Here is a 22,520-nt window from a genome sequence, read left to right as displayed (position 1 = left end):
CAGCTATTAGTGTGCAGAAGGGAGCATGATGATCACGGTTGTTCCTTTATTCACTTCGCTCTCGATATCGATTGTCCCCCCATACATCGAAATGATTCGTTTACACACAACAAGCCCAAGACCTGTTCCTTTTTCCTTCGACGTAATAAAAGGGAGGAAGATATGTTTCAGCATCTCTTCTGGTATACCTTCACCTGTATCTTTCACTTTTATGATGACCTGTTCTTTTTCAGCCTCAATGACAATCTTCAAATGACCGCCATTTGGCATCGCTTCTAACGAGTTTTTCGCTACATTCAATACCACTTGTTTAATGTGATCCTTCGTGCAATACACGCCAACATCTTGAATGGTATTGATTTGCAAATCAACCTCGACGTTATAAAGGTTCGCCTCAGAAAATACAATTGGCATGATTTCACTGACAATTTCTTTCACAGAATTATTTTGCCACTTTTCAGCCGTTGGTTTTCCTAGCACAAGAAACTCACTGACGATTTGATTAATCCGTTTAATTTCTTCCTCGATGACAGAAAAATAAAGCTGATCCTCTTCTGAACGATACTTCTTTTGCAAAAGTTGAATAAACCCGCTAATGCCTGTTAATGGATTGCGAATTTCATGCGCTGTACTTGCTGCGAGTGTTCCAATGAGTTCAAGTTTTTGTGCTTCATTTTGGTGGCGTTCCTGCTGGGTTTGTCGTCTTAAAATGATATATTGGACGAGTGTGAATAAGATATTTAAGAGAATAAATGCACTGGATAAAGGAAACAGCATCACAGACAGTACTTCACTTGTTGTCGCACGCTGCGGAAAAACCTCCAGCTTCCAGCTGTTTTCATCTAAATATGTAGACACGGTGCTATCACTTTCAGATGCTGGCTGTGGACCACTTGTAAACACAACGTCTCCATTTTGATTCAGCATCTTAAAATGAAGCTCTGGGTTTAATACATTCATAATATTTCTTAAATAATCAATTTGAATCGCAGCGACTAGCACATCCGTGACTTCGTCGTTTTCATTCAAAACAGGGACACAAATGGAGAGAATCCGCTGCTTAGTAATGCGGCTTACATAGTTATCTGTGATGACGGTCTGTTTTGTGACTTGAATACGTTTAAAGTAATCTCTAAATGACAGGTTGATTTTTTCCTTTAATGGTGTGGTGCTGGCTGTGACATTTCCTTTTTGGTCTAGGAGATACAGGCCTGAAAAACGAGGTTCTTGTTTATAGATTTTCTCTAGGATGTTTTGTACTCTTTTCGTTTCAAGCGGCTGGTCAAATCCCATGGCAAGGGAAGTTAATCTTGCTTCTGTTTCACTGATTAAATAATTCATTTGGTTTTTGTGAATATTTAACATAAGTGTAGCGGTTTGTTTGTTTTTTACATCAATTTTCTCAGTTTCTTTTTCGTAGATAAAATAACTAATGATGAGGGTTGGAATCACGACCAAAATAAGGTAAAGCTTGATCTTCTTCCAAAACCCTTTCAGTATACTCATGATTCATCGCTCCAACGTATTACCTAATAGACTTATTATAGCATTGAACCTATCTTTATTACGATGACTTGTGAGATTTTTAAAAAATTAGGTGATTCGTTCTGGTCTCTTTTTCATGCTAAAAATGGTTCAACATGTTGACATTTTACTTATTGTTTATTAATGTCACATTAGTGGGTTGCATTTCATAAAGGATGATAAAAAATGGAAAATCATAATGTTGAGAAATCTTTGAAATTATTTATTGTACTATCACGTGCCTATCGCTCCATTAATCACCACATGAACAAACATATTGTGAAGCACGGTCTGAATCCGACTGAATTTGCTGTATTAGAATTGCTGTATCATAAAGGTGATCAGCCGCTTCAGCAAATAGGTGATAAGATCTTACTCGCAAGCGGAAGCATCACGTATGTGGTTGATAAATTGGAGAAAAAAGAACTCCTTAGCCGGAAAGCTTGTGCAGAAGACCGCAGGGTGACATTTGCACATATTACGGAGCAGGGAAGAGCTTTGCTTGATGACATCTTCCCAGATCATGCAAAAGAGATTCACGAGATGATCAGTGTGCTTAGTGAAGAGGAGAAGGATGCCTGTATCGATATGCTCAAACATGTAGGGCTGCGTGCCAAGCATTTATATGATCATAAAGAATAAACAAAGGAAGCCGTTGGCTTCCTTTTTAGTATGTAGAGTAATCCTCGCATATGGTGTCAGTCCTGCGCACCGATAAACGACAAGAGCTTTCAAACGCGCTCATAAGAAAGACAAAGGACTAAAATAAACATTATTTTAGCCCTTTGTCATGATCTGAAAGGAAGCTGCTGGCTTCCTATTTATTTTGCTTTTTTCTCAATTGGCAAAATAAGAACTTCGACGCGTCTGTTTTTACTTCTGCCTTCTGCGGTATCGTTAGATGCAATCGGTTTAAATTCACCGTAACCTTTTGTGCTAAAGTTCTCTTGGTCTAGGTTGCTGTTTTCAAGGAGAATATTTAAAAAGTTGACCGCACGAATGGCGCTTAAATACCAGTTGGATTCAAATTCAGAATTCCGAATCGGAACGTTATCTGTATGTCCGCTAATGACGATATCACGAGCAGGGTTAATGACGAGCAGTTTTGATATTTCTTTGGCTAACGGAACATCCTGCGAGCGGATCACCGCTCGCCCAGAATCAAAGAAGATGCTGTCTTCAATTGTAATAAGCAGACCTTCATCCGTCAGCTTTGTTTCAAGCTTCGAACCAAGTTTTTTATCCGCAATGAATGAATCTACTTGCTTTTTAACCTTTGTTAAAACCGCTTGGTCACGAGCTTTCGCTTTTGCTTCTTCTTCTTCATCTTCTGCGGATTTTTTGGTTTGATTGCTGTTTTCTGTTTCTTCGGTGCTCTGCATGCTTGATTGGTCCATTACGCCAGTGCCGCCAGTAAAGACAACATTAAACGATTTAGCCATCTGTTCATATTTTGCCGCATCAATGGAGCTAGATGCAAACAGCACAATGAAGAGGGCGAGAAGAAGCGTAAGAAGATCGGCGTAAGGGATCAGCCAAGACTCATCTACATGGTCTTCATGATCATGGTTTTTACGTTTCCTAGCCATTCTGTTTTTCTCCTTCTTCAATGACAAGATTTGCACGTTCTTTTGCTGGTAAGTACATCAGAAGTTTTTGCTCAATGACCTTTGGAGACTGGCCTTCAAGGACAGAAAGAATCCCTTCAATCATAATGAGACGAAGCTTTACTTCTTCCTTTGATTTACGCTTCAGCTTGTTGGCAAATGGATGCCACAACACATACCCTGTAAAAATCCCAAGCAGTGTGGCGACGAAGGCAGCACTGATCGCATGTCCAAGTGCTTCAATGTCTCCCATGTTTGCAAGTGCGGCAATAAGTCCGACAACGGCACCAAGTACCCCTAGAGTCGGAGCGTATGTACCAGCTTGTGTAAAGATTAATGCGCCTGACTGATGTCTCTCCGACATGGCATCGACTTCTTCTGTTAAGACGTCGCGAATAAATTCAGCACTTTGACCGTCAACTGCCATGCTTAAGCCGTTCTTTAGGAAATCGTCATCGACTTCCTCAAGATTTGCCTCTAATGCCAAAAGACCTTCACGACGAGCAATTTGTGCCCAGTTTGAAAATAGAGGAATCATCTCTTGTATTGTTGGAAGCTTGCTATCTTTGAAAATTTTGCCGAATAATTTTGGTGTTTTCTTAATTTCACTAGATGGGAAGGCAATGACAACAGCTGAAATTGTCCCAACCACAATGATCAATATAGCCGCCGGGTTGATAAGAGCGGTTAGACTCACACCTTTCAAAACCATACCGACACTCAGTGCAATAAATGCTAAAATAATACCAATTAACGATGTTTTGTCCATTATCTCACCAAATCCTTTAACTATCTTTTTCTATAGTTAATATCGGTGTCTTCTAGAAGGGTTTTAGTCAGAATATAAAATTAAGACAGTTTATGTGAAGAAATTTTGACAAAAGCGCTTTCTGGAAGCCGTAAAAAAAGAAAACTCCCTCATATAAAAGGGAGTTTTCAGCGTGTAGGCAAACCCTCGCATTCTTTGTCAGTCTTGCGTGCTGGTGCTCACGAATGTTACATTCGCTCCGCGCCAGTACTCGTCCTTCCTAGGGCTGCAAAGGTTTTCTATCACGCTGAAAAGAAAACAAAGGGCTAAAATCAAGTTCATTTTAGCTCTTTGTCAACAATCTGGAAACTTCATCTTTTTTGAGCTGTTTCATCTAAGAGCAATTCTTTTAATTTTTCTTCATGTATGATTTTGATCAAATCGTAGTTCCAATTGATCATGTGATCCATGTGATCCACCTCTTTTTCTTTTATCGTAAAGGAAAAGAGGCGGGGGAGCGTCGGCGCTCAGATGGAATTTAGACACTGCCACATGATGGAGCTGAAGATCCTCCTTAGGATGTACTTAGCTCTTTTTCACAACAATTTCGTCATGTTCAACATCGACTGTAAATCCAGTAAGTTTTTCTTCTTCAAGCAAGATGTCCGTCATTTGATCTTCAACATGCTCTTGAATCGTTCTTCGTAACGGACGAGCCCCAAATGCTGGATGGTAACCAAGTTCAGCGATTTTTTCTTTCGCTTCGTTTGTGACGTGAACAGTTAGATTTTGTTCTTTTAACTGCTCTGACAAATCTTTGAGCAGAAGATCCACAATTTTGACTAAATCGTCTTTATCTAATGAATCAAACTGAATGATGCTGTCAAAACGGTTCAAGAATTCCGGTTTGAAATAAGCGCTCAGTGAATCAATCAATGATTGTTCTTCGATGGCTTCTTCTTGTTCAGACTGGAATCCGACTTTGACTGCTTTTTTATCTGTGCTGCCAGCGTTACTTGTCATAATGATGACTGTGTCTTTAAAGCTGACGGTTCTGCCTTGGCTGTCTGTTAGCCGGCCATCTTCCATGATTTGAAGGAACATATGCTGGACATCAGGGTGCGCTTTTTCGATTTCATCGAGCAAAATGATGCTGTATGGTTTTCTGCGAACCTTTTCCGTGAGCTGTCCGGCTTCATCATGTCCAACGTAACCAGGAGGAGAACCGATGATTTTGGACACGGAATGTTTCTCCATGTACTCACTCATATCTAAACGAATGATCGCTTCTTTTGAGCCAAATAATTCTTCCGCTAATGTTTTAGACAATTCGGTTTTCCCGACGCCTGTTGGCCCAACGAAAAGGAAGGAGCCAGTTGGTCTATGTTTTGATTTTAAGCCGGCTCTGCTTCTTTTTACGGCTTTCGCCACTTTTTCAACCGCATGTTCCTGACCAATGACGCGGGCTTTTAAGCGGACATCAATTTCTTTCATTTTTGTTTGTTCGTCTGCTTGTAGTTTGCCGACAGGGATACCTGTTTTTTGTTCTACAATCGACTGAATGTCCTCAGCTGTGACGACATGTTCTTTGTCATTTGTTTTGTTTTGCAATCTCGCTTCAATCGCTTCTTCTTCGTCTCGAAGCTTCGCTGCTTTTTCATAGCGTTCTTCATTTAAAGCGGCTTGTTTTTCAGCGGCAATTTGCGCAAGACGGTTTGTTAATTCATCTTCACTTGCTGCATCAATGGAGAGATTCGCTTTTGAACCTGCTTCATCCATTAAATCAATGGCTTTATCTGGCAAGTGGCGGTCTTGAATATACCGCGAAGATAATTGAACACACGCTTTAATGGATTCGTCAGAATAGGTGACGCCATGATAGGCTTCATACTTATCCTGAATGCCTTTTAAGATCTCGAATGCTTCATCCTGTGTTGGCTCATCAACGATGACAGGCTGGAACCTGCGTTCAAGGGCAGCATCTTTTTCAATCTGACGATACTCTTTTAATGTTGTCGCACCTACTAGCTGCAGTTCCCCTCGAGCTAAAGCTGGTTTCAAAATGTTTCCGGCATCCATTGACCCTTCGGCAGAGCCTGCGCCTACAAGAAGATGAATTTCATCAACGAATAAGATGATATTTTTACGGCTTTGCAATTCTTTAATTAATTGCTTCATCCGTTCTTCAAATTGACCACGTACACCTGTGTTTGCCACAAGTGAAGAGACATCTAATAAATAAACTTGTTTGTTCTTTAATTTATTTGGTACATCTCCATTTGCAATTTTTAGTGCTAGTCCTTCGGCTATGGCCGTTTTACCAACACCAGGTTCACCAATGAGGACAGGATTGTTTTTATTTCTTCTATTTAAAATCTCAATGACTCTTGTGACTTCTTCATCACGGCCAATGACAGGATCGATTAAACCAGCATGTGCGCCATCCGTTAAGTTCCGGCCAAGCTCATCGAGTAAGCCTTTTTGTTTAGGCCGCTCTTGGCTCGTCGCATGTCCTGCTTGCTCAGAGAAGAATGAACCGCCTCCGAAAAGGTTAGGACCCATTTTCATTTTTGACTGTTCCATCAAAGAGGTATAGCAGTCTTCACATAAAACCATTTGGCTACGGGACGAATTTACTTGCATATTCAGGCGAATCGTTGCTTCATTTACTTGACAATGTTGACAACGCATGAGCCATGACCTCCTTAAAATAAAGTTTGACTTTATTTGACCAATGAATGTTAAATAAAATGGTCTGTTGTTTGACCATCTTTGACTATAGTATACTCTGACCTATTTTGACTTTCAACTGTTTTGCTCATCGCTGAATGAAAAAGCCTTTTTTGCATTTAATCATGGTTTGTCCTTCTTTTCAAGGAACTTGTCTCATAGGATAAAAAAGAGACAATCGAAAGTGATGGGTGCGGAGGGGTCATATGAAACGTTCAAATGAATCCGCTTTTCAGCTTGCCTTTGTATATGTAGGAACAGTGGTTGGAGCTGGGTTTGCGACAGGAAAAGAAATCGTAGAATTTTTTGTTCGTTTTGGCTGGATTGGATTGATCGGGATTTTGATTAGCGGTGTTATTTTTACCGGCCTTGGCGCAAAAATGATGCTGATTTCCAAACGAATTGAAGCGGAGTCTTATCAAGATATGAATCGGTTTTTATTTGGAGCTGCTGCGAGTCGATATATTAACATCGTCATGTTTTTTATATTACTAGGTGTGACGTCAGTGATGATTTCTGGAGCAGGCGCTATTTTTGAAGAACAACTTGGCATCTCAAAAGAATATGGTATTTTTTTAACGATTATTTTAAGTGTCATTGTCCTTTTTAAAGGTTCAAAAGGGTTATTTGGTGTCAATGTACTTGTCGTTCCAATGCTGATTTTCTTTTCGCTGATTGTGTTTCTAGACTCATTTGTGTTTAGTAGCGGTGAAAGCCACGTTCTGGGGCTGCAAATGGGAGAGGGCGAATGGATGTTGTCTGCGATTTCATATGGTGCATTTAATTTAGCGCTGTCTCAAGCCGTATTAGTGCCGGTCGCAAACGAAATGACATCCGAAGCCGTTATAAAAAAGGGAGCGGTGCTTGGAGGTCTGATGTTGACACTCATTCTGCTCGCCTGCTTTTTATCCCTTTCTTCATTAGAAATGCTGGAGGCGTATGATATCCCGATGGCTCAAGTGGTGTATCAAGTCGCAAACTCCATTCATCTCATCTATTTATTCGTGATCTTCGGTGAAGTCTTTACATCCGTTATAGGGAATTTATACGGTCTCGAAAGACAAGTGAGGGTGTATATCCGATTGAACAGTACGTATACGATATCCTTTATTCTTCTTTGCTGTTATGTGATCAGTAAAATTGGATACGGCACACTCATTTCAACGGTTTACCCTGTTTTTGGCTATGTCAGTATCTTTTTTATCCTCTTCCTTTGTCTGAAAAAAGTGCCTGCATCAGGTGATAAGTAAAGAAGGGATAGCTTGTACACCAATTATGTGGTACACTATCCTCTGTGAAAATTGAACAAAAATCCGTGAAAACGGGAGAGGTTCTAGCAAAACCCTCTATAAAAAACTAAGGACTTGCCGTATCCTTGGATGTGGCATTTTTTATTTTTTATGGCTGGGACACCTCATACACATGTAAAGGTGTCTTTTCTTTTGAGAAAATAGGGGTTTTCATGAACCTTTCAGATGCAGCTTTGTGCGGTGGTACGGGTCTGCAAAAGGAGGAAAAGGAAAAATGAAAAATGAAAAAGCGGTCGTTGTCTTTAGCGGGGGACAGGACAGTACGACATGTTTACTATGGGCACTTCAACAATTTAAAGAGGTTGAAACGGTAACCTTTCATTATAATCAGCGTCATCAAGAAGAAATTGATGTCGCCAAAAGAATTGCTGACAAGCTAGGTGTGAAAAATCATCTATTAGATATGTCTCTTTTAAATCAGCTTGCACCCAATGCCTTAACAAGAGATGACATTGATATTGAAGAAAAAGAAGGAGAACTGCCTTCCACATTTGTTCCGGGGAGAAACTTAGTTTTCTTATCCTTTGCATCCATTCTTGCGTATCAAATTGGAGCACGTCATATTATCACGGGTGTGTGCGAGACAGACTTTAGCGGCTACCCAGATTGCCGAGATGAGTTTGTGAAATCTTGTAACGTCACGGTGAATTTGGCAATGGAAAAACCATTTGTCATCCATACGCCGCTCATGTGGCTGAATAAAGCTGAAACGTGGAAGCTGGCTGATGAACTGAATGCGCTAGATTTTGTGAAAAATGAAACGCTCACTTGCTATAATGGCATCATTTCTGATGGCTGCGGGGAATGTCCTGCATGTAAGCTTCGGAAAAATGGCTATGACACTTATATGGACATGAAGGAGGCGAACTAAATGCTTTCTCAAATCTATCCACAGACGAATCATCCATTTTCGTTTGAATTAAATAAAGATATGCATGTATCGGCAGCCCATTTTATCCCGAGAGAAGATGCTGGCGCTTGTAGCCGCGTACATGGTCATACGTATACGATTAACATTACGATTGCAGGAGATCATCTAGATGATTCAGGTTTCCTTGTGAATTTTAGCACGCTAAAAAAACTCATTCATGGACAGTACGACCATACACTGCTCAATGACCATGAAGAATTCTCATCGAATGATCCATATGCGATGCCAACCACTGAGGTTGTCGCAAAGACTGTGTATGATAAAGTGGCCGCATATTTAACGACTTTAGCGAACAAACCAGTATGTGTTCAAGTTTTTGTCAGAGAGACACCAACAAGCTACTGCATTTACCGTCCGAAACGAGTTGAGCTCAATGACTAAAGCGATTCCTGTCTTAGAAATCTTTGGTCCAACCATTCAAGGAGAAGGAATGGTTATTGGCCAAAAAACCATGTTTGTCAGAACGGCTGGCTGTGACTACTCTTGCAGCTGGTGTGATTCATCTTTTACATGGGATGGATCAGCTAAGCATGATATTCAGTGGCTTCAGGCAGAGGACATTGTAAAAGAGCTGAAGAGAATAGGTGGAAAGGCTTTTTCTCATGTCACCATTTCAGGTGGGAATCCTGCGCTTTTAAAACAAATGGAATCACTTATTGATTTATTGCATGAAGAAGGAATTGATACGGCGCTTGAAACGCAGGGAACGATGTATCAAGATTGGTTTTTGAAGATAGATGATTTAACCATTTCTCCAAAACCACCAAGTTCAAATATGAAAACCGATTTTACGAAACTTACACGTATCATAGATGAATTGAAAAATGGAAACAGATTGCAACATGCAAGCCTGAAGGTCGTGATCTTTGATGATCTTGATCTAGCCTATGCAAAGGATGTTCATGCGAAATACCCAGAACTCCCCTTTTATTTGCAAGTTGGAAATGATGATACGACGACAGCTGATGATGCGTACTTATTAACGCACTTATTAAAGAAATACGAAATGCTTGTAGATCAAGTAGCGCAAGATCCTGATTTGAATCGTGTGAGAGTCTTACCACAGCTGCACACGCTATTGTGGGGAAATAAACGAGGCGTATAGAAAGGAAGAGACAAAATGACGACAAGAAAACCAGAAGAATTAGAAGGTGTCACTTTACTAGGAAATCAAGGGACCAATTACTTGTTTGACTATGCACCACAAGTGCTTGAAACGTTCCCGAATAAACATACGAATAGAGATTATTTTGTGAAATTCAACTGCCCAGAATTCACATCACTTTGCCCGCAAACAGGGCAGCCAGATTTTGCGACCGTGTATATCAGCTACATCCCAAATGAAATCATGGTCGAAAGTAAATCATTAAAATTATATTTGTTCAGCTTCCGTAACCACGGTGACTTCCATGAGGATTGTATGAATATTATCATGAACGACCTCATTGAATTAATGGACCCAAGATATATCGAAGTATGGGGCAAATTTACACCAAGAGGCGGTATTTCAATTGATCCGTATACGAACTACGGAAAACCTGGGACGAAGTATGAAGAGATGGCATCGTATCGTATGATGAATCACGATATGTATCCAGAAACGATTGATAATCGCTAATAAATAAGAAAAGACATGTGGATGACATGTCTTTTTTTATGGAATAGATCATGATGACACATAAAAAAAGAGAAGAGTCATGTCACTCTTCTCATACCAATAGGAATAGAACTTGCTAGGACGGCTGGGGGCTACCAGCTCGTATGTATAGTATACACGACAGAACGTATGTTTGTAAAGGTGTATCATGCTTTTATTCTTGATATATTTACTTTAAGATAAAATTGAAACGAGCGAATGAAAATGGAGGCGTTTGTATTGGCAAACAAAGAAGACAAAACAGAGAAGCTGCTGATGGAATTGAGGGAAGAGCTTCAGATTCTTGAACATCAAAACAAAGAACGATATAAATGGAGTGCCTCCACATTACTTGGAGTGATCGCCCTTTTAATTGATAAAGGCGTGATAACACCTGAAGAAGTTGATATGTACAAAACAAAAGCGGAAATGCAAACCTTTCACGCGCAAAAAGACTGACGCCACTTAATATGGTTGTCAGCCTTTTTCATATGTGATTGTCAAAAGAGAACAGAGCTGTCACACGAGTCAGCTTTGCTGTGTATATCTTTATGTAACGGTAGTCTGAATTGAGGATTGCAAATTAATGTACGGAGTCTTTGATGATTTTATAGTTTTTATGATTAACGACTGTTAGTGAATCCAGTTCTAAATCTCTATAGTTGTCCATAATGGTGACATCCACAATAACAGAGTTTTCATTCACTTTTTCAACTACACCTGTTAAACCATTTCTAAATTCGATCACATTCCCAATTTTTGCAATCTTCAACCGATCCCTCTCCTTTAAAAACAGATTTCATTCCCTATTAAAAAGTATTTTGCAATATTTTCATACCAATGTAAAGGATAAAGACGTTTTTCTTTCGTTTTCGTTGTACGCTTTGAAAACGAATGGTATATTTAATATTTGATCAAGGCTGAAAAGGAGCGGTTTTTTTGACTGAAGAACACATCAACACAATACTAGAATCATTACGGGATGGTACTGAAAAACAAGTGACCATTCAAAAGGATGATTTTTTAACATTTCGTTCTGTATTGGTCAATCAAGATGATTTTAAACATTTTCGCGGAATCGCCAAGCATGGTGGAGATGTTATTTTTGAATATCTTAAAGAAGCAAGAAGCTAAAGCTTTTTCTCATTCATGAGAAAAAGCTTTTTATTTTGGTTCTTTTGTCACACTTCAAACCAGCTTGATACATATGAAAAGAAAATGTAATAACCCATAATCAGGAGCATAAGGATGATTATAGGCTAAAAAGAGACTATATTAAACGCTTACATTACCAGTTCATGCGTATTTCAACTAGGACATGCCATTTAATGACGGAATTTGGACAGGCATGAAAATCTTTGTGCGTGAAAATAGAAGAAGCTCTTGTTAGAGTGGACAAGTATCTTACGGCCTACATTAATTAAGGGAGGAATGAGGCGAATGATCAAAATTCATACAGCTCTTTTTGCCATCCTTATGCTCATCTCAGCGATCAAGATGGACAATATACAAGAGCAAGAAGGCACATTAAGTCAGAAACTTGAACAAGCACCTGTAAAGCATCAGCTTTCATATATAGATCAAGATAATAAGCATACCGTGATTCCTGCGTTTTCAGAGGAGAAACATCAGCCGAAAGTGAAAATGCTAAGCACATCAACAGAGGAAAAGGCATCAAAACCGAGGCCGAAGAAAAAGGAAACGGCAAAGCCAGCAAGCTCAAGAAATCAATCACACTATTCTAATGAAGAAATGGACTTGCTTTCTCGGTTGGTACATGCTGAAGCAAAAGGTGAATCTTACGCAGGGAAAAAAGCTGTAGCAAGCGTCGTCTTAAACCGCGTGGAACACCGCTCTTTTCCTGACAGTGTCAGAGGCGTGATTTATCAGCGAAATGCCTTCCAGCCCGTATCAAATGGAAGTATCAATGATAAGGCAGACCAGGATTCCGTAAAAGCTGTGAAGCAGGTTGTCAAAGAAGATGACAGAACAACAAAGGCGATTTATTTTTATAATCCAAAAACGGCGACAGATAACTGGATTCGTTCTCGTAAAATTGTAGAACGCATTGGCCGTCACGTGTTTGCAGTGTAAAGAAAAGCAGCGATCAATCAGTCGCTGTTTTTTTGTCTTCAATTATTAAAATATTTTCAGGACTTGTCTCATAGAATGTGAAAAGAATTTGCTTTTAGACAAGGGGAGGCTACATGAATCGATTTGTAAAAGGGGTCATTCTGCTATCTGTCGCAGCTTTCATTGCTGAGTGTATCGAGTTTTTAGTCAATATGATTTTAGCGAGAGAGCTTGGAGAACATGGAATGGGTTTATATATGAGCATCCTTCCCATCATCATGCTTGTGCTTGTGATCGCCAGCTTAGAGCTGCCAGTCTCCATTTCTAAATTCATTGCAGAATCGCATGAGCGGCTTCATAAAAGTATGCTTCGCCATGCATTTAAAATGACGCTTGTGGTGACATGCACAACAACGGCAATAGCAGCCATTGTACTGCCTTTCATTCCTGTATTTCAATCGTATCATCCGCTGATGAAGGGCTTGGTTCTGTCACTTATTCCGATCATCGCATTTACTTCCATTGCACGCGGCTATTTTATGGGCAAGCAGCAAATGGGCAGAATTGCTCTAGCCAATATGCTGAAAAAAACAATCCAGCTTATCTGTTTGTTTTTGTTTTTTCATTGGTATTCGTTTGATATTGAAACAGCGGTGCTTATCGCGATTGGTGTGATTGTTGCAAGTGATCTCGTCGTCTTTATCTATTTATATTCCCAATACGTCATGGCGAAAAATGCTGTGAATGTCAGATCGGTTGAGTTAAGAGGGATTGACGTCAGAAAACGTTTGTTAGCGGTCTCCATTCCGACAACAGGTATGCGTATCTTTCATGCCATTGCCAATGCGATTGAACCGTTTTTAATCAAAGGAGCCCTCGTTGCAGCGGGCATTTCTGGTACGCTTGCTGTAGATCATTACGGAATGCTTGCTGGCGTAGCGATGTCGATCGGTTTTTTTCCGGCGTTTATCGCTCATTCCATTATGATTGTGATGATTCCGAATGTATCAGAAGCCTATGCCTTGGGGCAGTATGATCTCGTGAAAAAACGTGTCAGACAAGCGATTCTCATTACGTTTGGATATGGGGTGCCAGCCGTGATGATCATGTATTATTTCGCTTATCCGCTCACGCAGCTCTTTTTTGACTCACCTCAAGCAGCCGTTTACTTGCAGCTGCTATGGCCTTACTTCTTATGCCACCTGTTCGTGATGCCGTTTCAAGCTTGCTTAATTGGTATGGGTCTTATTAAAGATGTGTTCCTACATAATATATGGGTGCACGTGGTGTCGTTCTCTATGGTGTATTTCCTAGGATCCATCGAATCCTTAAATATGATGGGTGTTATCTTAGGAATGAACACGGGGATGCTGCTATTAACGGCTTTGCATTATGCGACGATTTGCAAGGAACTCGGCGTCTCCATGTTTCTTACATTGAAAAAAGCTTGAATGTCATGTGCAGCTAGCGGGCAAGCTATAGGAAAATCAGGAAGGAAGATGCTGATGAATCGTAAATATCTACCCGCCAGTCTTCTCATGATGACCCTTCTTTTATTTCTGATGAACATAGAGGCTGAAGCAAAAGAGCCTGTCATGGCGCCGAGGATAGAAGCTCCTACATTAACAGGTGAAACGCAGGTGATCCCGGTGAAAGGGAAGCGGACCATTCTGCATTTTTGGACAACGTGGTGCCCATCCTGCAAAATGGAGCTTCCAGCCTTTGAACAGATTGTGAAAGAAAATCAAAGTGATGTAGACATACTGACTGTTAATTTACTTGGTGCTGAGCAAAGCAAGCATGCTGTTGCCCAATTTGTGAAAGACAGAAAGTTTACATTTCCGATCGTTCTCGATGAGCACGGCGAAATGATGAAGAAATACCAAATCATTACGATCCCGACGACTTTTTTCATCAATGAAAAGGGTGAAGTGGTCAAAAACCATGTAGGTCCGCTGACGAAAAAACAAATCAAAGAGTGGACAAATTCTTAGAACACAAGCTTTCTGTAAAGAACCAATGGTCGATCCGTTGGTTCTTTTTTGTGTTCAATTACCTTTCAGATGAATAAAATGTGCTCAGAAAGAGGAAGAAATGTCGGGTGCTAATAATGATAATTATTATCAAAAAGAAATTATAATAATTATTAATTGAAAATTGATCAGAACCTGTTATAATGAGTTACAGACCTATAAAAAGCTTGAAATAGCAGAAAATATAGATGATAAACGGAACGGGCAACGATTGATAATGTGAAAATCATTATCAATTAGAGAGGAGAAAGTAATCATGAATGAGAATACAGCACTTTATCAAACGACAGATCAAAAGGGATCTAACTTGCTCTTTCAAAAATGGGCACAGCACGGAGAATTAATCGCAGCAGGCATTTCGGGGATTCTCATCTTGATTGGATGGTTTCTAAAGGATGAAACGATGTGGAGTATTCCTCTTTTCATTCTTGCTTTTGTTATTGGTGGTTTTGCAAAGGCAAAGGAAGGAATTGAAGAAACCATTTCATCCAAGACATTAAATGTAGAACTCTTAATGATATTTGCTGCGATAGGCTCAGCGATCATTGGCTACTGGGCAGAGGGCGCCATTTTAATTTTTATTTTTTCGCTTAGCGGTGCGCTAGAAACGTATACGTCAAATAAAAGTAAAAAAGACTTAACGGCTTTAATGAGTATCGCTCCAGATGAAGCCACTTTAATTGAAGAAGATGGCACCACCATCCAAATCGCTGCTTCTTCACTTACACCAGGCGACCGTATTTTAATCAAAGCGGGCGAACGAATTGCAGCAGATGGTGTGATCATGAGCGGAAGAACAAGTGTAGACGAATCTGCCTTAACGGGTGAATCGGTGCCTCAGGAAAAAGGGCAAGGGGAAGATGTGTTTGCAGGAACAGTGAATTTAAATGGTTCATTAACAGTAGAAGTAACAAAACATAATGAAGAAACACTTTTTCATAAAATCATTAAGCTTGTGGAATCTGCACAAGAAAGTGTATCGCCAAGCCAAGCATTTATTGAAAAATTTGAAGGTGCATATGTAAAAGGTGTGCTCATCACTGTGGCGATTTTAATGTTCCTGCCTCATTTTGTACTTGGCTGGAGCATGAGTGAAACGTTTTACCGTGCGATGGTGTTTATGGTGGTTGCTTCGCCTTGTGCACTTGTTGCCTCAATTATGCCAGCAGCTCTTTCACTCATCTCAAACGGTGCAAGAAACGGTATGCTTGTAAAAGGAAGTGTCTTTTTAGAAAAACTGGGCACAAGTACGATGATTGCATTTGATAAAACGGGTACGATTACAAGTGGAAAACCAGCTGTTGAAAAAGTGGTCTTGGCAAAAGGGCAGGATGAATCGACCTTTTATCAAGCGCTCTATCAAATTGAAAGTCAGTCAAACCATCCATTAGCTAAAGCCATTTCTGATATGGCAAAAGAGCATCATACAGGGCGGTCAGCCCACGTAACCATTGAAGAAACATCAGGTTTTGGTGTGGAAGCACAATTAAATGAGGACACATGGCGGATTGGGAAGAAAGATTTTGCCGGAAAAGCTTCAATGGATCGTGACATTGAAGAGAATGGTGATGTTCTTTCATCCAAAGGATATACAGTTGTCTATGTTCAAAAAAATCAAGAAGTTGTCGGCTGTCTCGGTTTGAAGGATCAAATCAGACCTGAAGCCAAAAAAATGATTCAGGAGCTGAATGATTTAGGCATCCAAACCGTCATGCTCACAGGGGATCAGCAAAAAACAGCTGAAGCGATTGCAGAGGAAGCAGGCATCCAAACCGTTGTCGCTGAATGTCTTCCAGATGAAAAGGTACACGAAGTCAATCAACTGAAAAAACAAGGTGATTCGATCATTATGGTCGGAGATGGAATCAATGATGCACCTGCACTCGCCACAGCAGATGTTGGCGTCGCAATGGGCGGAGGCACAGATGTTGCTTTAGAAACAGCAGATCTCATTTTAATGAAAAATAACTTAAACAACTTGACAAAGATGATCCGTCTTTCAAGAAAGATGAACCGAATCATTAAACAAAACATCATCTTTTCATTAACTGTTATTTGTTTGTTAATCTGTGCGAATTTCTTACAAGTTCTTGATTTACCTTTTGGTGTCATTGGGCATGAAGGCAGTACGATTTTGGTTATTTTAAACGGACTTCGTTTGCTTCGTGCTTCTTAAGCAAATCACAAAAGCGCACTGGCTTTAGGTCAGTGCGCTTTTGTGCGAAATACAGTGAAAACTGATACAATAGATCAGTAGTCAAACGTGTGAGGAGGATCACGATGAATCGAATGAAAAACTTGTCTTCTTGGCTTAAGAAAAAAGACATTCAAGGTGCATTTATACATACAAAGGAGAATGTATTCTATCTATCTGGATACTTTACAGAGCCGCATGAAAGAGTGATGGGGCTGTTTGTTTTTCAGGAAGCAGATCCATTTTTCATTTTGCCTAAGATGGAAGTTGAGCAAGCAAAAAATGCGGGATGGGCTGGAGATCTCATTGGATATGAAGACCATGAAAACCCCTTTGATTTCATACAAAAGGCACTAGAAAAACGAGGAGTAAAAGCGACTCGCCTAGCGATTGAAAAAGAATCCATTCCTTTGCAAAGAGCAGAGCAGCTTCAAGCTGTCACTGGGGCAGAAACATTTGTCCGGGCAGAAGATGTGCTCAATCAGCTAAGACTAATTAAAGACGAAGCTGAAATTGAAACATTGAAAAAAGCTGCTCAATTGGCAGATGAAGGCGTCAAAATTGGGGTTCATGCTTTAAAAGAAGGGGTGACGGAAACCGAAGTTCTTGCTGTCATCGAATATGAACTGAAGAAAAAAGGCATTCAGGGCATGTCCTTTTCAACCATGGTACTATTCGGAGAAAAATCAGGAGAACCTCATGGAAATCCGGGGCAGGCAGCCTTGAAAAAAGGTGATTTTGTTTTATTTGACCTCGGCGTGATTGTGGATGGCTATTGTTCAGATATTACAAGAACCTTCATCTATCAAGAAGCGTCTGAACAACAAAAGGATATTTACAACACCGTCTTGAAAGCCGAATTGGCAGCACTTGATATGAGCCAGCCGGGTGTGAGAATTGGTGACCTTGACTTAAAAGCAAGAGGGCTGATCGCAGAAGCAGGATATGGCGAATACTTCCCGCATCGTCTAGGGCATGGACTCGGGGTTTCTGTTCATGAGTTCCCTTCTATGAGTCAAGCAAATGATGACCTTCTAAAAGAAGGGATGGTCTATACGATCGAGCCGGGTATTTATGTACCAGGAGTCGGCGGGGTTAGAATTGAAGACGATGTTCTCATTACAAAAGATGGCCCAGTCACCTTAACCAATTATCCAAAAGAGTTGACGATCATCAAGTAATGAAAAAAATCACGATGAACGTCCAAGTATTGGGAGCGTCATCGTGATTTTTTTGTCACTCTTTGCGATCCTTATCAACAAAAAAATCATCAATTGATTGAAACGGCTTGATTTTATGTTCTTTTCCTAAAGGATGTAGTGCGAATCGAGCAGAAAACAAAATAGTCAAACATAATATGATCCATATGATAATACCCATCTTGAATTCCCCTTTCCACCCAGTGATTTGTTCAGCTCACATACATCTTAAAGTATGAAACGCTTACCATATCAAGAGAAAGTAGGAGAAAAAATGCCTAACATAAGGGATATTGCGAAAAGAGCGGGTGTATCTGTTACCACCGTATCACGAGTGATGAATGATCATCCTTATGTCAAAGAAGAAAAGCGAGAGCGCGTACTTAGTGCGATGAAAGAGCTCAAATATACACGTAATATTCAGGCAGTACATTTAGCAAAGGGCTATTCCAATATGCTTGGAATTGTACTTCCGACAATTGATCACTCCTATTTCAGCGGAATTGTCACAGGGATTGCAGAGAAAGCACAGGAGTGCGGAATGCATTTTGCCTTGTTTCAAACAGGATATGACCCATTCAAGGAAAAAGAAGCATTAATGAGCTTAAAAGAGCAGCGTGTAGATGGTTTAATCTTTTGCTCAAATGCGTTAAGTGATCGAGACATTTTAAAGTGGCAGGAATCTGGTCCTATTATCTTTTGTCATCCTACTCCGCATGATACATGTTCATCGGTATCGATTGCGCATGATCAGGCTTTTAAGGAAGGGCTTGAACACTTAGCGGCATGCGGTCATGAGCGAATCGCAATCGTTCTTGCTAGAACAGAAGGGGAGAACAGCCAAGTTCGCATTCAGACTTATCAAGAAATGATGCGGTCGCTTGGGCAGGACATTGATGATGAATGGGTCATTGAAGGAAAACTGACCATTTTTGATGGCAAGCAATTATTTACAGAATGGAAAGAGATGAAAAATCGTCCGACAGCCTTACTGATTACAAACGATGATGTCTCAGCAGGTTTTTTACTAGAAGCACAGCGTCACCAAATAAACGTTGGTGAATCACCAGCCATACTTGGTTTTCAAAACGATCAATTGAGTGAAGCATTGGGGATTTCTAGTATAGACATTCCTCTCAAACAAATGGGGCAGGAAGCATTTGACTTGTTTAATCGAGTGTTACAAGGTGAGGCACCAGAAAAAAGGGTTTTGTCATATCGACTCGTTGAGCGCACAACGACTATTTTGAAAAACAATCGTTGACGCACGTTTCATCTGTTTTGTACGATAAGAAGGATTGAATAAGAAGGAGGTGGGGATGTTCATGGAATCCTTCACCGTTGATAAAGCGTTAAATAATAATGTCATCATCGCAAAACACCCTTCTTTAGGCGAAGTGGTCCTGATTGATAAAGGGATCGGCTTTGGGAAAAAATCGGGTGACGTTCTCGATCAAGCGGCATTTGAGAAAATGTTTGTGTTAAAGAATACAAAAGAGCAAACAGAATACAAACAATTGCTGCACCACATTAATGAGGACATGATTGAGCTTGCCAATGACGTCATTTATCATATACGAGAAAAAATGGGGCATCGTTTAAATGAGCATATTCATATTGCACTAACAGATCATATTGCCTTTAGTTTTAAGCGAGTTAAGCAAGGCTATGATATCACCAATCCTTTTATGCTTGAAACGAAATCCTTATACCCGAAAGAATACGAGGTCGCAAAGGAAGTCGTGGAACTGATAAATGCGCGGCCAGATGTTGAAACAAAGCTGCCCGAAGGAGAGATTGGCTTTATTGCGCTCCACATTCACTCTGCTTTAACGAACCGGCCTTTATCCGAGGTCAACCGTCATTCGCAGCTCATGACACAAATGGTCCAAGTCATAGAAGATGCATTTCATATGAAAGTAGATAGAGAAAGTATTCATTATTTACGCTTACTGCGCCATATTACGTTTTCGATTGAGCGTATTAAACGGGAAGAATCATTAGAGGAGCCAGAAAAGTTGCTTCATCTATTGAAAAATGAATATCCTTTATGCTACAATACTGCTTGGAAAATGATCAAAATTTTGCAACATGCATTGAAAAAGCCTGTACAAGATGCCGAAGCTGTCTATTTGACACTTCACCTGTACAGATTGACGAATAAAATTTCATAGTTTCCTTGAAACGTGTAACTGATTCGATCAGGCATGAGTGACTTAAGGTAAATACAGGATAAGATCCTGTTATTTGCGCAACCTTATATCACCATGTCTTTTTTGTGTTCTGAAAGTGAAATGTAAACGGTTAATTATGAAATGTACGTCAGTGTGTAATTGAAATGCATGTTGTAAGCGAAAACAAAAGGAGGTTCAACCAGTGTTTAAATCACTTTTTGGTGTGTTGCAAAAAATTGGACGAGCACTTATGCTTCCAGTTGCGATCCTTCCTGCTGCTGGTATTTTACTAGCACTCGGAAATGCGATGCAAAATCCGCAGCTGATTGATGTCGCTCAATTTTTAAGCAATGATACAATTCAGCTTGTTGCTAGTGTTATGGAGAATGCGGGGAATATTGTCTTCTCGAATCTTCCACTCTTATTTGCTGTAGGGGTTGCCATCGGTCTTGCCAATGGAGACGGTGTGGCAGGGATTGCCGCGATCATCGGTTACCTTGTCATGAACGTAACGATGAGTGCCGTATTAATGGCCAACGGTTCCATTCCATCCGATTCAATCAAATTGGCTAAGTTCTTTAAGGAAAGTCATCCAGCGTATGTGAATATGCTCGGCATACCGACCTTGTCTACCGGCGTTTTTGGCGGGATTATTGTCGGGGTATTAGCCGCTTATATGTTTAATAAATTTTACAAAATTGAGCTCCCGCAATATCTTGGCTTCTTTGCTGGTAAGCGTTTTGTTCCAATCGTTACGTCGATTTCAGCACTTATTTTAGGGCTTTTGATGCTCGTCATTTGGCCGCCAATCCAAGGTGCATTGAACTCATTTTCAACTGGACTGCTTGCAGCGAATGAGCCGCTAGCTGCCTTTGTATTCGGTGTCATTGAACGCTCATTAATTCCGTTTGGTCTGCACCACATATTCTACGCACCATTCTGGTATGAATTTTTTAGCTATAAGAGCTTATCAGGAGATATTATCCGTGGTGACCAGCGTATTTTCATGGCGCAAATCAAAGATGGTGTTCAGCTGACAGCCGGGACATTCATGACAGGGAAATATCCGTTCATGATGTTTGGACTTCCAGCAGCAGCACTTGCGATTTACCATGAAGCAAAACCTAAGAATAAAAAACTTGTAGCAGGAATTATGGGGTCAGCGGCCCTTACTTCTTTCCTAACAGGGATCACTGAACCGCTTGAATTCTCATTCTTGTTTGTTGCACCGATATTATTTGCGATTCACTGTGTATTTGCTGGATTATCCTTTATGATAATGGATATTCTAAACGTGAAAATCGGGATGACCTTCTCAGGAGGGTTAATCGACTTCTTCCTATTTGGTATCCTGCCGAATAGAACCGCTTGGTGGCTTGTTATTCCAGTCGGTCTCGTACTGGCTGTCATTTACTACTTCGGATTCAGATTTGCGATTCGCAAGTTTAATCTGAAAACGCCAGGACGAGAAGATGAAGCAGCTGACGGTGCAAGTAGCGCTCAATCTGGAAAAGGCGATGACTTACCTTATGAAATTCTTGAAGCAATGGGTGACCAAGAAAACATTAAACACCTAGATGCTTGTATTACGCGTTTACGTGTCACTGTAAATGATCAGAAAAAAGTGGATAAAGACCGCTTGAAAAAGCTTGGCGCTTCAGGTGTCCTTGAAGTAGGGAATAACATCCAGGCCATCTTTGGACCACGCTCTGATAATTTAAAAACACAAATGCAAGACATTATTGCAGGGCGCACACCTCGACCAGCGAAAGACCCTTCTGCAAAAGAAGAAGTCAGTCAGCAGGTTGAAGAAGTCATTGCAAAACCGCTTCAAAACGAACAAGGGGAAGAAACGTTTGCTTCACCAATTACAGGGGAGCTGCATCCAATTACAGATGTGCCAGATCAAGTATTCTCAGGGAAAATGATGGGTGACGGTTTTGCTATCTTGCCAAAAGAGGGAACAGTGGTTTCACCAGTAAGAGGAAAAATCTTAAATGTGTTCCCAACAAAACACGCCATCGGCCTCCAGTCTGATGGTGGACTTGAAATCTTGATTCACTTCGGGATTGATACAGTCAGCCTCAAAGGAGAAGGATTTGAAGCATTTGTACAAGAGGGAGACCAAGTAGAAATCGGTCAAAAACTTTTAGAGGTTGATATTGATAAAATTAAGTCAGAAGTACCATCTTTAATGACACCAATTGTATTTACAAACTTAAGTGAAGGACAATTTATTGACCTTCAAGAATCCGGTGAAATCAAAGCTGGCCAAGAAAACATCATGAAAATTTCAAAATAATTTTCATAACTGCCGTTCTTGTTAGATGACAAGCTCGGCAGTATGATATAATATTGTGG

The 22,520-nt window shown here is 40.3% G+C and carries 21 protein-coding genes and 1 riboswitch; of the genes, 16 read left to right on the top strand and 5 right to left on the bottom strand.

Features of this window, described 5'->3' with window-relative positions:
- Positions 1-6 precede the first annotated feature (6 nt).
- Complete coding sequence (locus ASG46_RS13710) at positions 7-1,506, bottom strand: ATP-binding protein (RefSeq protein WP_008346092.1); 1,500 nt, start codon at positions 1,504-1,506, stop codon at positions 7-9.
- A gap of 204 nt (positions 1,507-1,710) precedes the next feature.
- On the opposite strand from ASG46_RS13710, the gene ASG46_RS13705 reads away from it, so the two are divergent.
- Positions 1,711-2,166, top strand: a complete 456-nt coding sequence (locus ASG46_RS13705; RefSeq protein WP_003211701.1) for a MarR family winged helix-turn-helix transcriptional regulator — start codon at positions 1,711-1,713, stop codon at positions 2,164-2,166.
- A 179-nt stretch (positions 2,167-2,345) separates the two neighbouring features.
- Here ASG46_RS13705 and motB read toward each other — a convergent pair whose 3' ends face one another.
- The 3 genes from motB to ASG46_RS13690 all read right to left on the bottom strand — a co-directional run bounded on the left by motB (position 2,346) and on the right by ASG46_RS13690 (position 6,570).
- Complete coding sequence (gene motB / locus ASG46_RS13700) at positions 2,346-3,113, bottom strand: flagellar motor protein MotB (protein ID WP_019743067.1); 768 nt, start codon at positions 3,111-3,113, stop codon at positions 2,346-2,348.
- Positions 3,106-3,900 carry a flagellar motor stator protein MotA gene (gene motA / locus ASG46_RS13695; protein ID WP_008346088.1) on the bottom strand — a complete coding sequence of 265 codons (795 nt, stop codon included), beginning with the start codon at positions 3,898-3,900 and terminating at the stop codon, positions 3,106-3,108. Before motA ends, motB begins: the two co-directional genes overlap by 8 nt.
- Before the next feature lie 564 nt (positions 3,901-4,464).
- Entirely contained in the window at positions 4,465-6,570 is a 2,106-nt protein-coding gene (locus tag ASG46_RS13690; protein WP_056704851.1) for an ATP-dependent Clp protease ATP-binding subunit, read from the bottom strand.
- A gap of 245 nt (positions 6,571-6,815) precedes the next feature.
- Here ASG46_RS13690 and ASG46_RS13685 point away from each other — a divergent pair, with 245 nt between their 5' ends.
- The 6 genes from ASG46_RS13685 (at position 6,816) to ASG46_RS13660 (ending at position 10,945) form a co-directional block, all read left to right on the top strand.
- Complete coding sequence (locus ASG46_RS13685; protein ID WP_048003074.1) at positions 6,816-7,859, top strand: YkvI family membrane protein; 1,044 nt, start codon at positions 6,816-6,818, stop codon at positions 7,857-7,859.
- A gap of 71 nt (positions 7,860-7,930) precedes the next feature.
- Positions 7,931-7,975, top strand: a riboswitch (PreQ1 riboswitch).
- Positions 7,976-8,133: 158 nt separating this feature from the next.
- Positions 8,134-8,790, top strand: coding sequence for a 7-cyano-7-deazaguanine synthase QueC (gene queC / locus ASG46_RS13680; protein ID WP_008348090.1), 657 nt, complete (start codon positions 8,134-8,136; stop codon positions 8,788-8,790).
- Complete coding sequence (queD, locus tag ASG46_RS13675) at positions 8,791-9,231, top strand: 6-carboxytetrahydropterin synthase QueD (RefSeq protein WP_024719651.1); 441 nt, start codon at positions 8,791-8,793, stop codon at positions 9,229-9,231.
- Positions 9,224-9,955 carry a 7-carboxy-7-deazaguanine synthase QueE gene (queE, locus tag ASG46_RS13670; protein ID WP_024719652.1) on the top strand — a complete coding sequence of 244 codons (732 nt, stop codon included), beginning with the start codon at positions 9,224-9,226 and terminating at the stop codon, positions 9,953-9,955. The genes queD and queE overlap by 8 nt, the downstream gene beginning before the upstream one ends.
- 15 nt (positions 9,956-9,970) lie before the next feature.
- Positions 9,971-10,468: a preQ(1) synthase gene (gene queF / locus ASG46_RS13665; RefSeq protein ID WP_003211403.1), complete on the top strand. Its 498-nt coding sequence runs from the start codon at positions 9,971-9,973 to the stop codon at positions 10,466-10,468.
- A 258-nt stretch (positions 10,469-10,726) separates the two neighbouring features.
- Positions 10,727-10,945, top strand: a complete 219-nt coding sequence (locus ASG46_RS13660) for a hypothetical protein (RefSeq protein ID WP_056704849.1) — start codon at positions 10,727-10,729, stop codon at positions 10,943-10,945.
- A 124-nt stretch (positions 10,946-11,069) separates the two neighbouring features.
- Here ASG46_RS13660 and ASG46_RS13655 read toward each other — a convergent pair whose 3' ends face one another.
- Entirely contained in the window at positions 11,070-11,258 is a 189-nt protein-coding gene (locus ASG46_RS13655) for a YkvS family protein (protein WP_003211747.1), read from the bottom strand.
- Between the two features lie 167 nt (positions 11,259-11,425).
- Here ASG46_RS13655 and ASG46_RS13650 point away from each other — a divergent pair, with 167 nt between their 5' ends.
- From ASG46_RS13650 to ptsG, 9 genes are all read left to right on the top strand, one after another.
- Complete coding sequence (locus ASG46_RS13650; RefSeq protein ID WP_056704847.1) at positions 11,426-11,620, top strand: hypothetical protein; 195 nt, start codon at positions 11,426-11,428, stop codon at positions 11,618-11,620.
- 306 nt (positions 11,621-11,926) lie between these two features.
- Positions 11,927-12,580: a cell wall hydrolase gene (locus ASG46_RS13645; RefSeq protein WP_056704845.1), complete on the top strand. Its 654-nt coding sequence runs from the start codon at positions 11,927-11,929 to the stop codon at positions 12,578-12,580.
- Positions 12,581-12,693: 113 nt separating this feature from the next.
- Complete coding sequence (locus tag ASG46_RS13640; RefSeq protein ID WP_017359440.1) at positions 12,694-14,010, top strand: polysaccharide biosynthesis protein; 1,317 nt, start codon at positions 12,694-12,696, stop codon at positions 14,008-14,010.
- A gap of 54 nt (positions 14,011-14,064) precedes the next feature.
- Positions 14,065-14,553: an endospore biogenesis thiol-disulfide oxidoreductase StoA gene (stoA, locus tag ASG46_RS13635; RefSeq protein WP_008348077.1), complete on the top strand. Its 489-nt coding sequence runs from the start codon at positions 14,065-14,067 to the stop codon at positions 14,551-14,553.
- A gap of 295 nt (positions 14,554-14,848) precedes the next feature.
- On the top strand, positions 14,849-16,768 hold the full coding sequence (locus ASG46_RS13630; RefSeq protein WP_056704843.1) for a heavy metal translocating P-type ATPase: 1,920 nt from the start codon (positions 14,849-14,851) through the stop codon (positions 16,766-16,768).
- A gap of 104 nt (positions 16,769-16,872) precedes the next feature.
- The gene (locus ASG46_RS13625) at positions 16,873-17,967 is read left to right on the top strand and encodes a M24 family metallopeptidase (RefSeq protein WP_007498720.1); all 1,095 of its coding nucleotides are present in this window, start codon (positions 16,873-16,875) and stop codon (positions 17,965-17,967) included.
- Positions 17,968-18,259: 292 nt separating this feature from the next.
- On the top strand, positions 18,260-19,249 hold the full coding sequence (locus ASG46_RS13620; RefSeq protein WP_056704841.1) for a LacI family DNA-binding transcriptional regulator: 990 nt from the start codon (positions 18,260-18,262) through the stop codon (positions 19,247-19,249).
- Positions 19,250-19,304: 55 nt separating this feature from the next.
- Complete coding sequence (gene glcT, locus ASG46_RS13615; protein WP_017359435.1) at positions 19,305-20,159, top strand: glucose PTS transporter transcription antiterminator GlcT; 855 nt, start codon at positions 19,305-19,307, stop codon at positions 20,157-20,159.
- A 202-nt stretch (positions 20,160-20,361) separates the two neighbouring features.
- Positions 20,362-22,461 (top strand): glucose-specific PTS transporter subunit IIBC, encoded by a 2,100-nt coding sequence (gene ptsG / locus ASG46_RS13610; protein ID WP_024719659.1) that lies wholly within the window; start codon positions 20,362-20,364, stop codon positions 22,459-22,461.
- Positions 22,462-22,520: the final 59 nt, after the last annotated feature.

The organism is Bacillus sp. Leaf49 (assembly GCF_001426125.1).
In the GTDB taxonomy this organism is placed as follows: domain Bacteria; phylum Bacillota; class Bacilli; order Bacillales; family Bacillaceae; genus Bacillus; species Bacillus altitudinis.
This window is presented reverse-complemented; position numbering and strand designations above follow the sequence as displayed.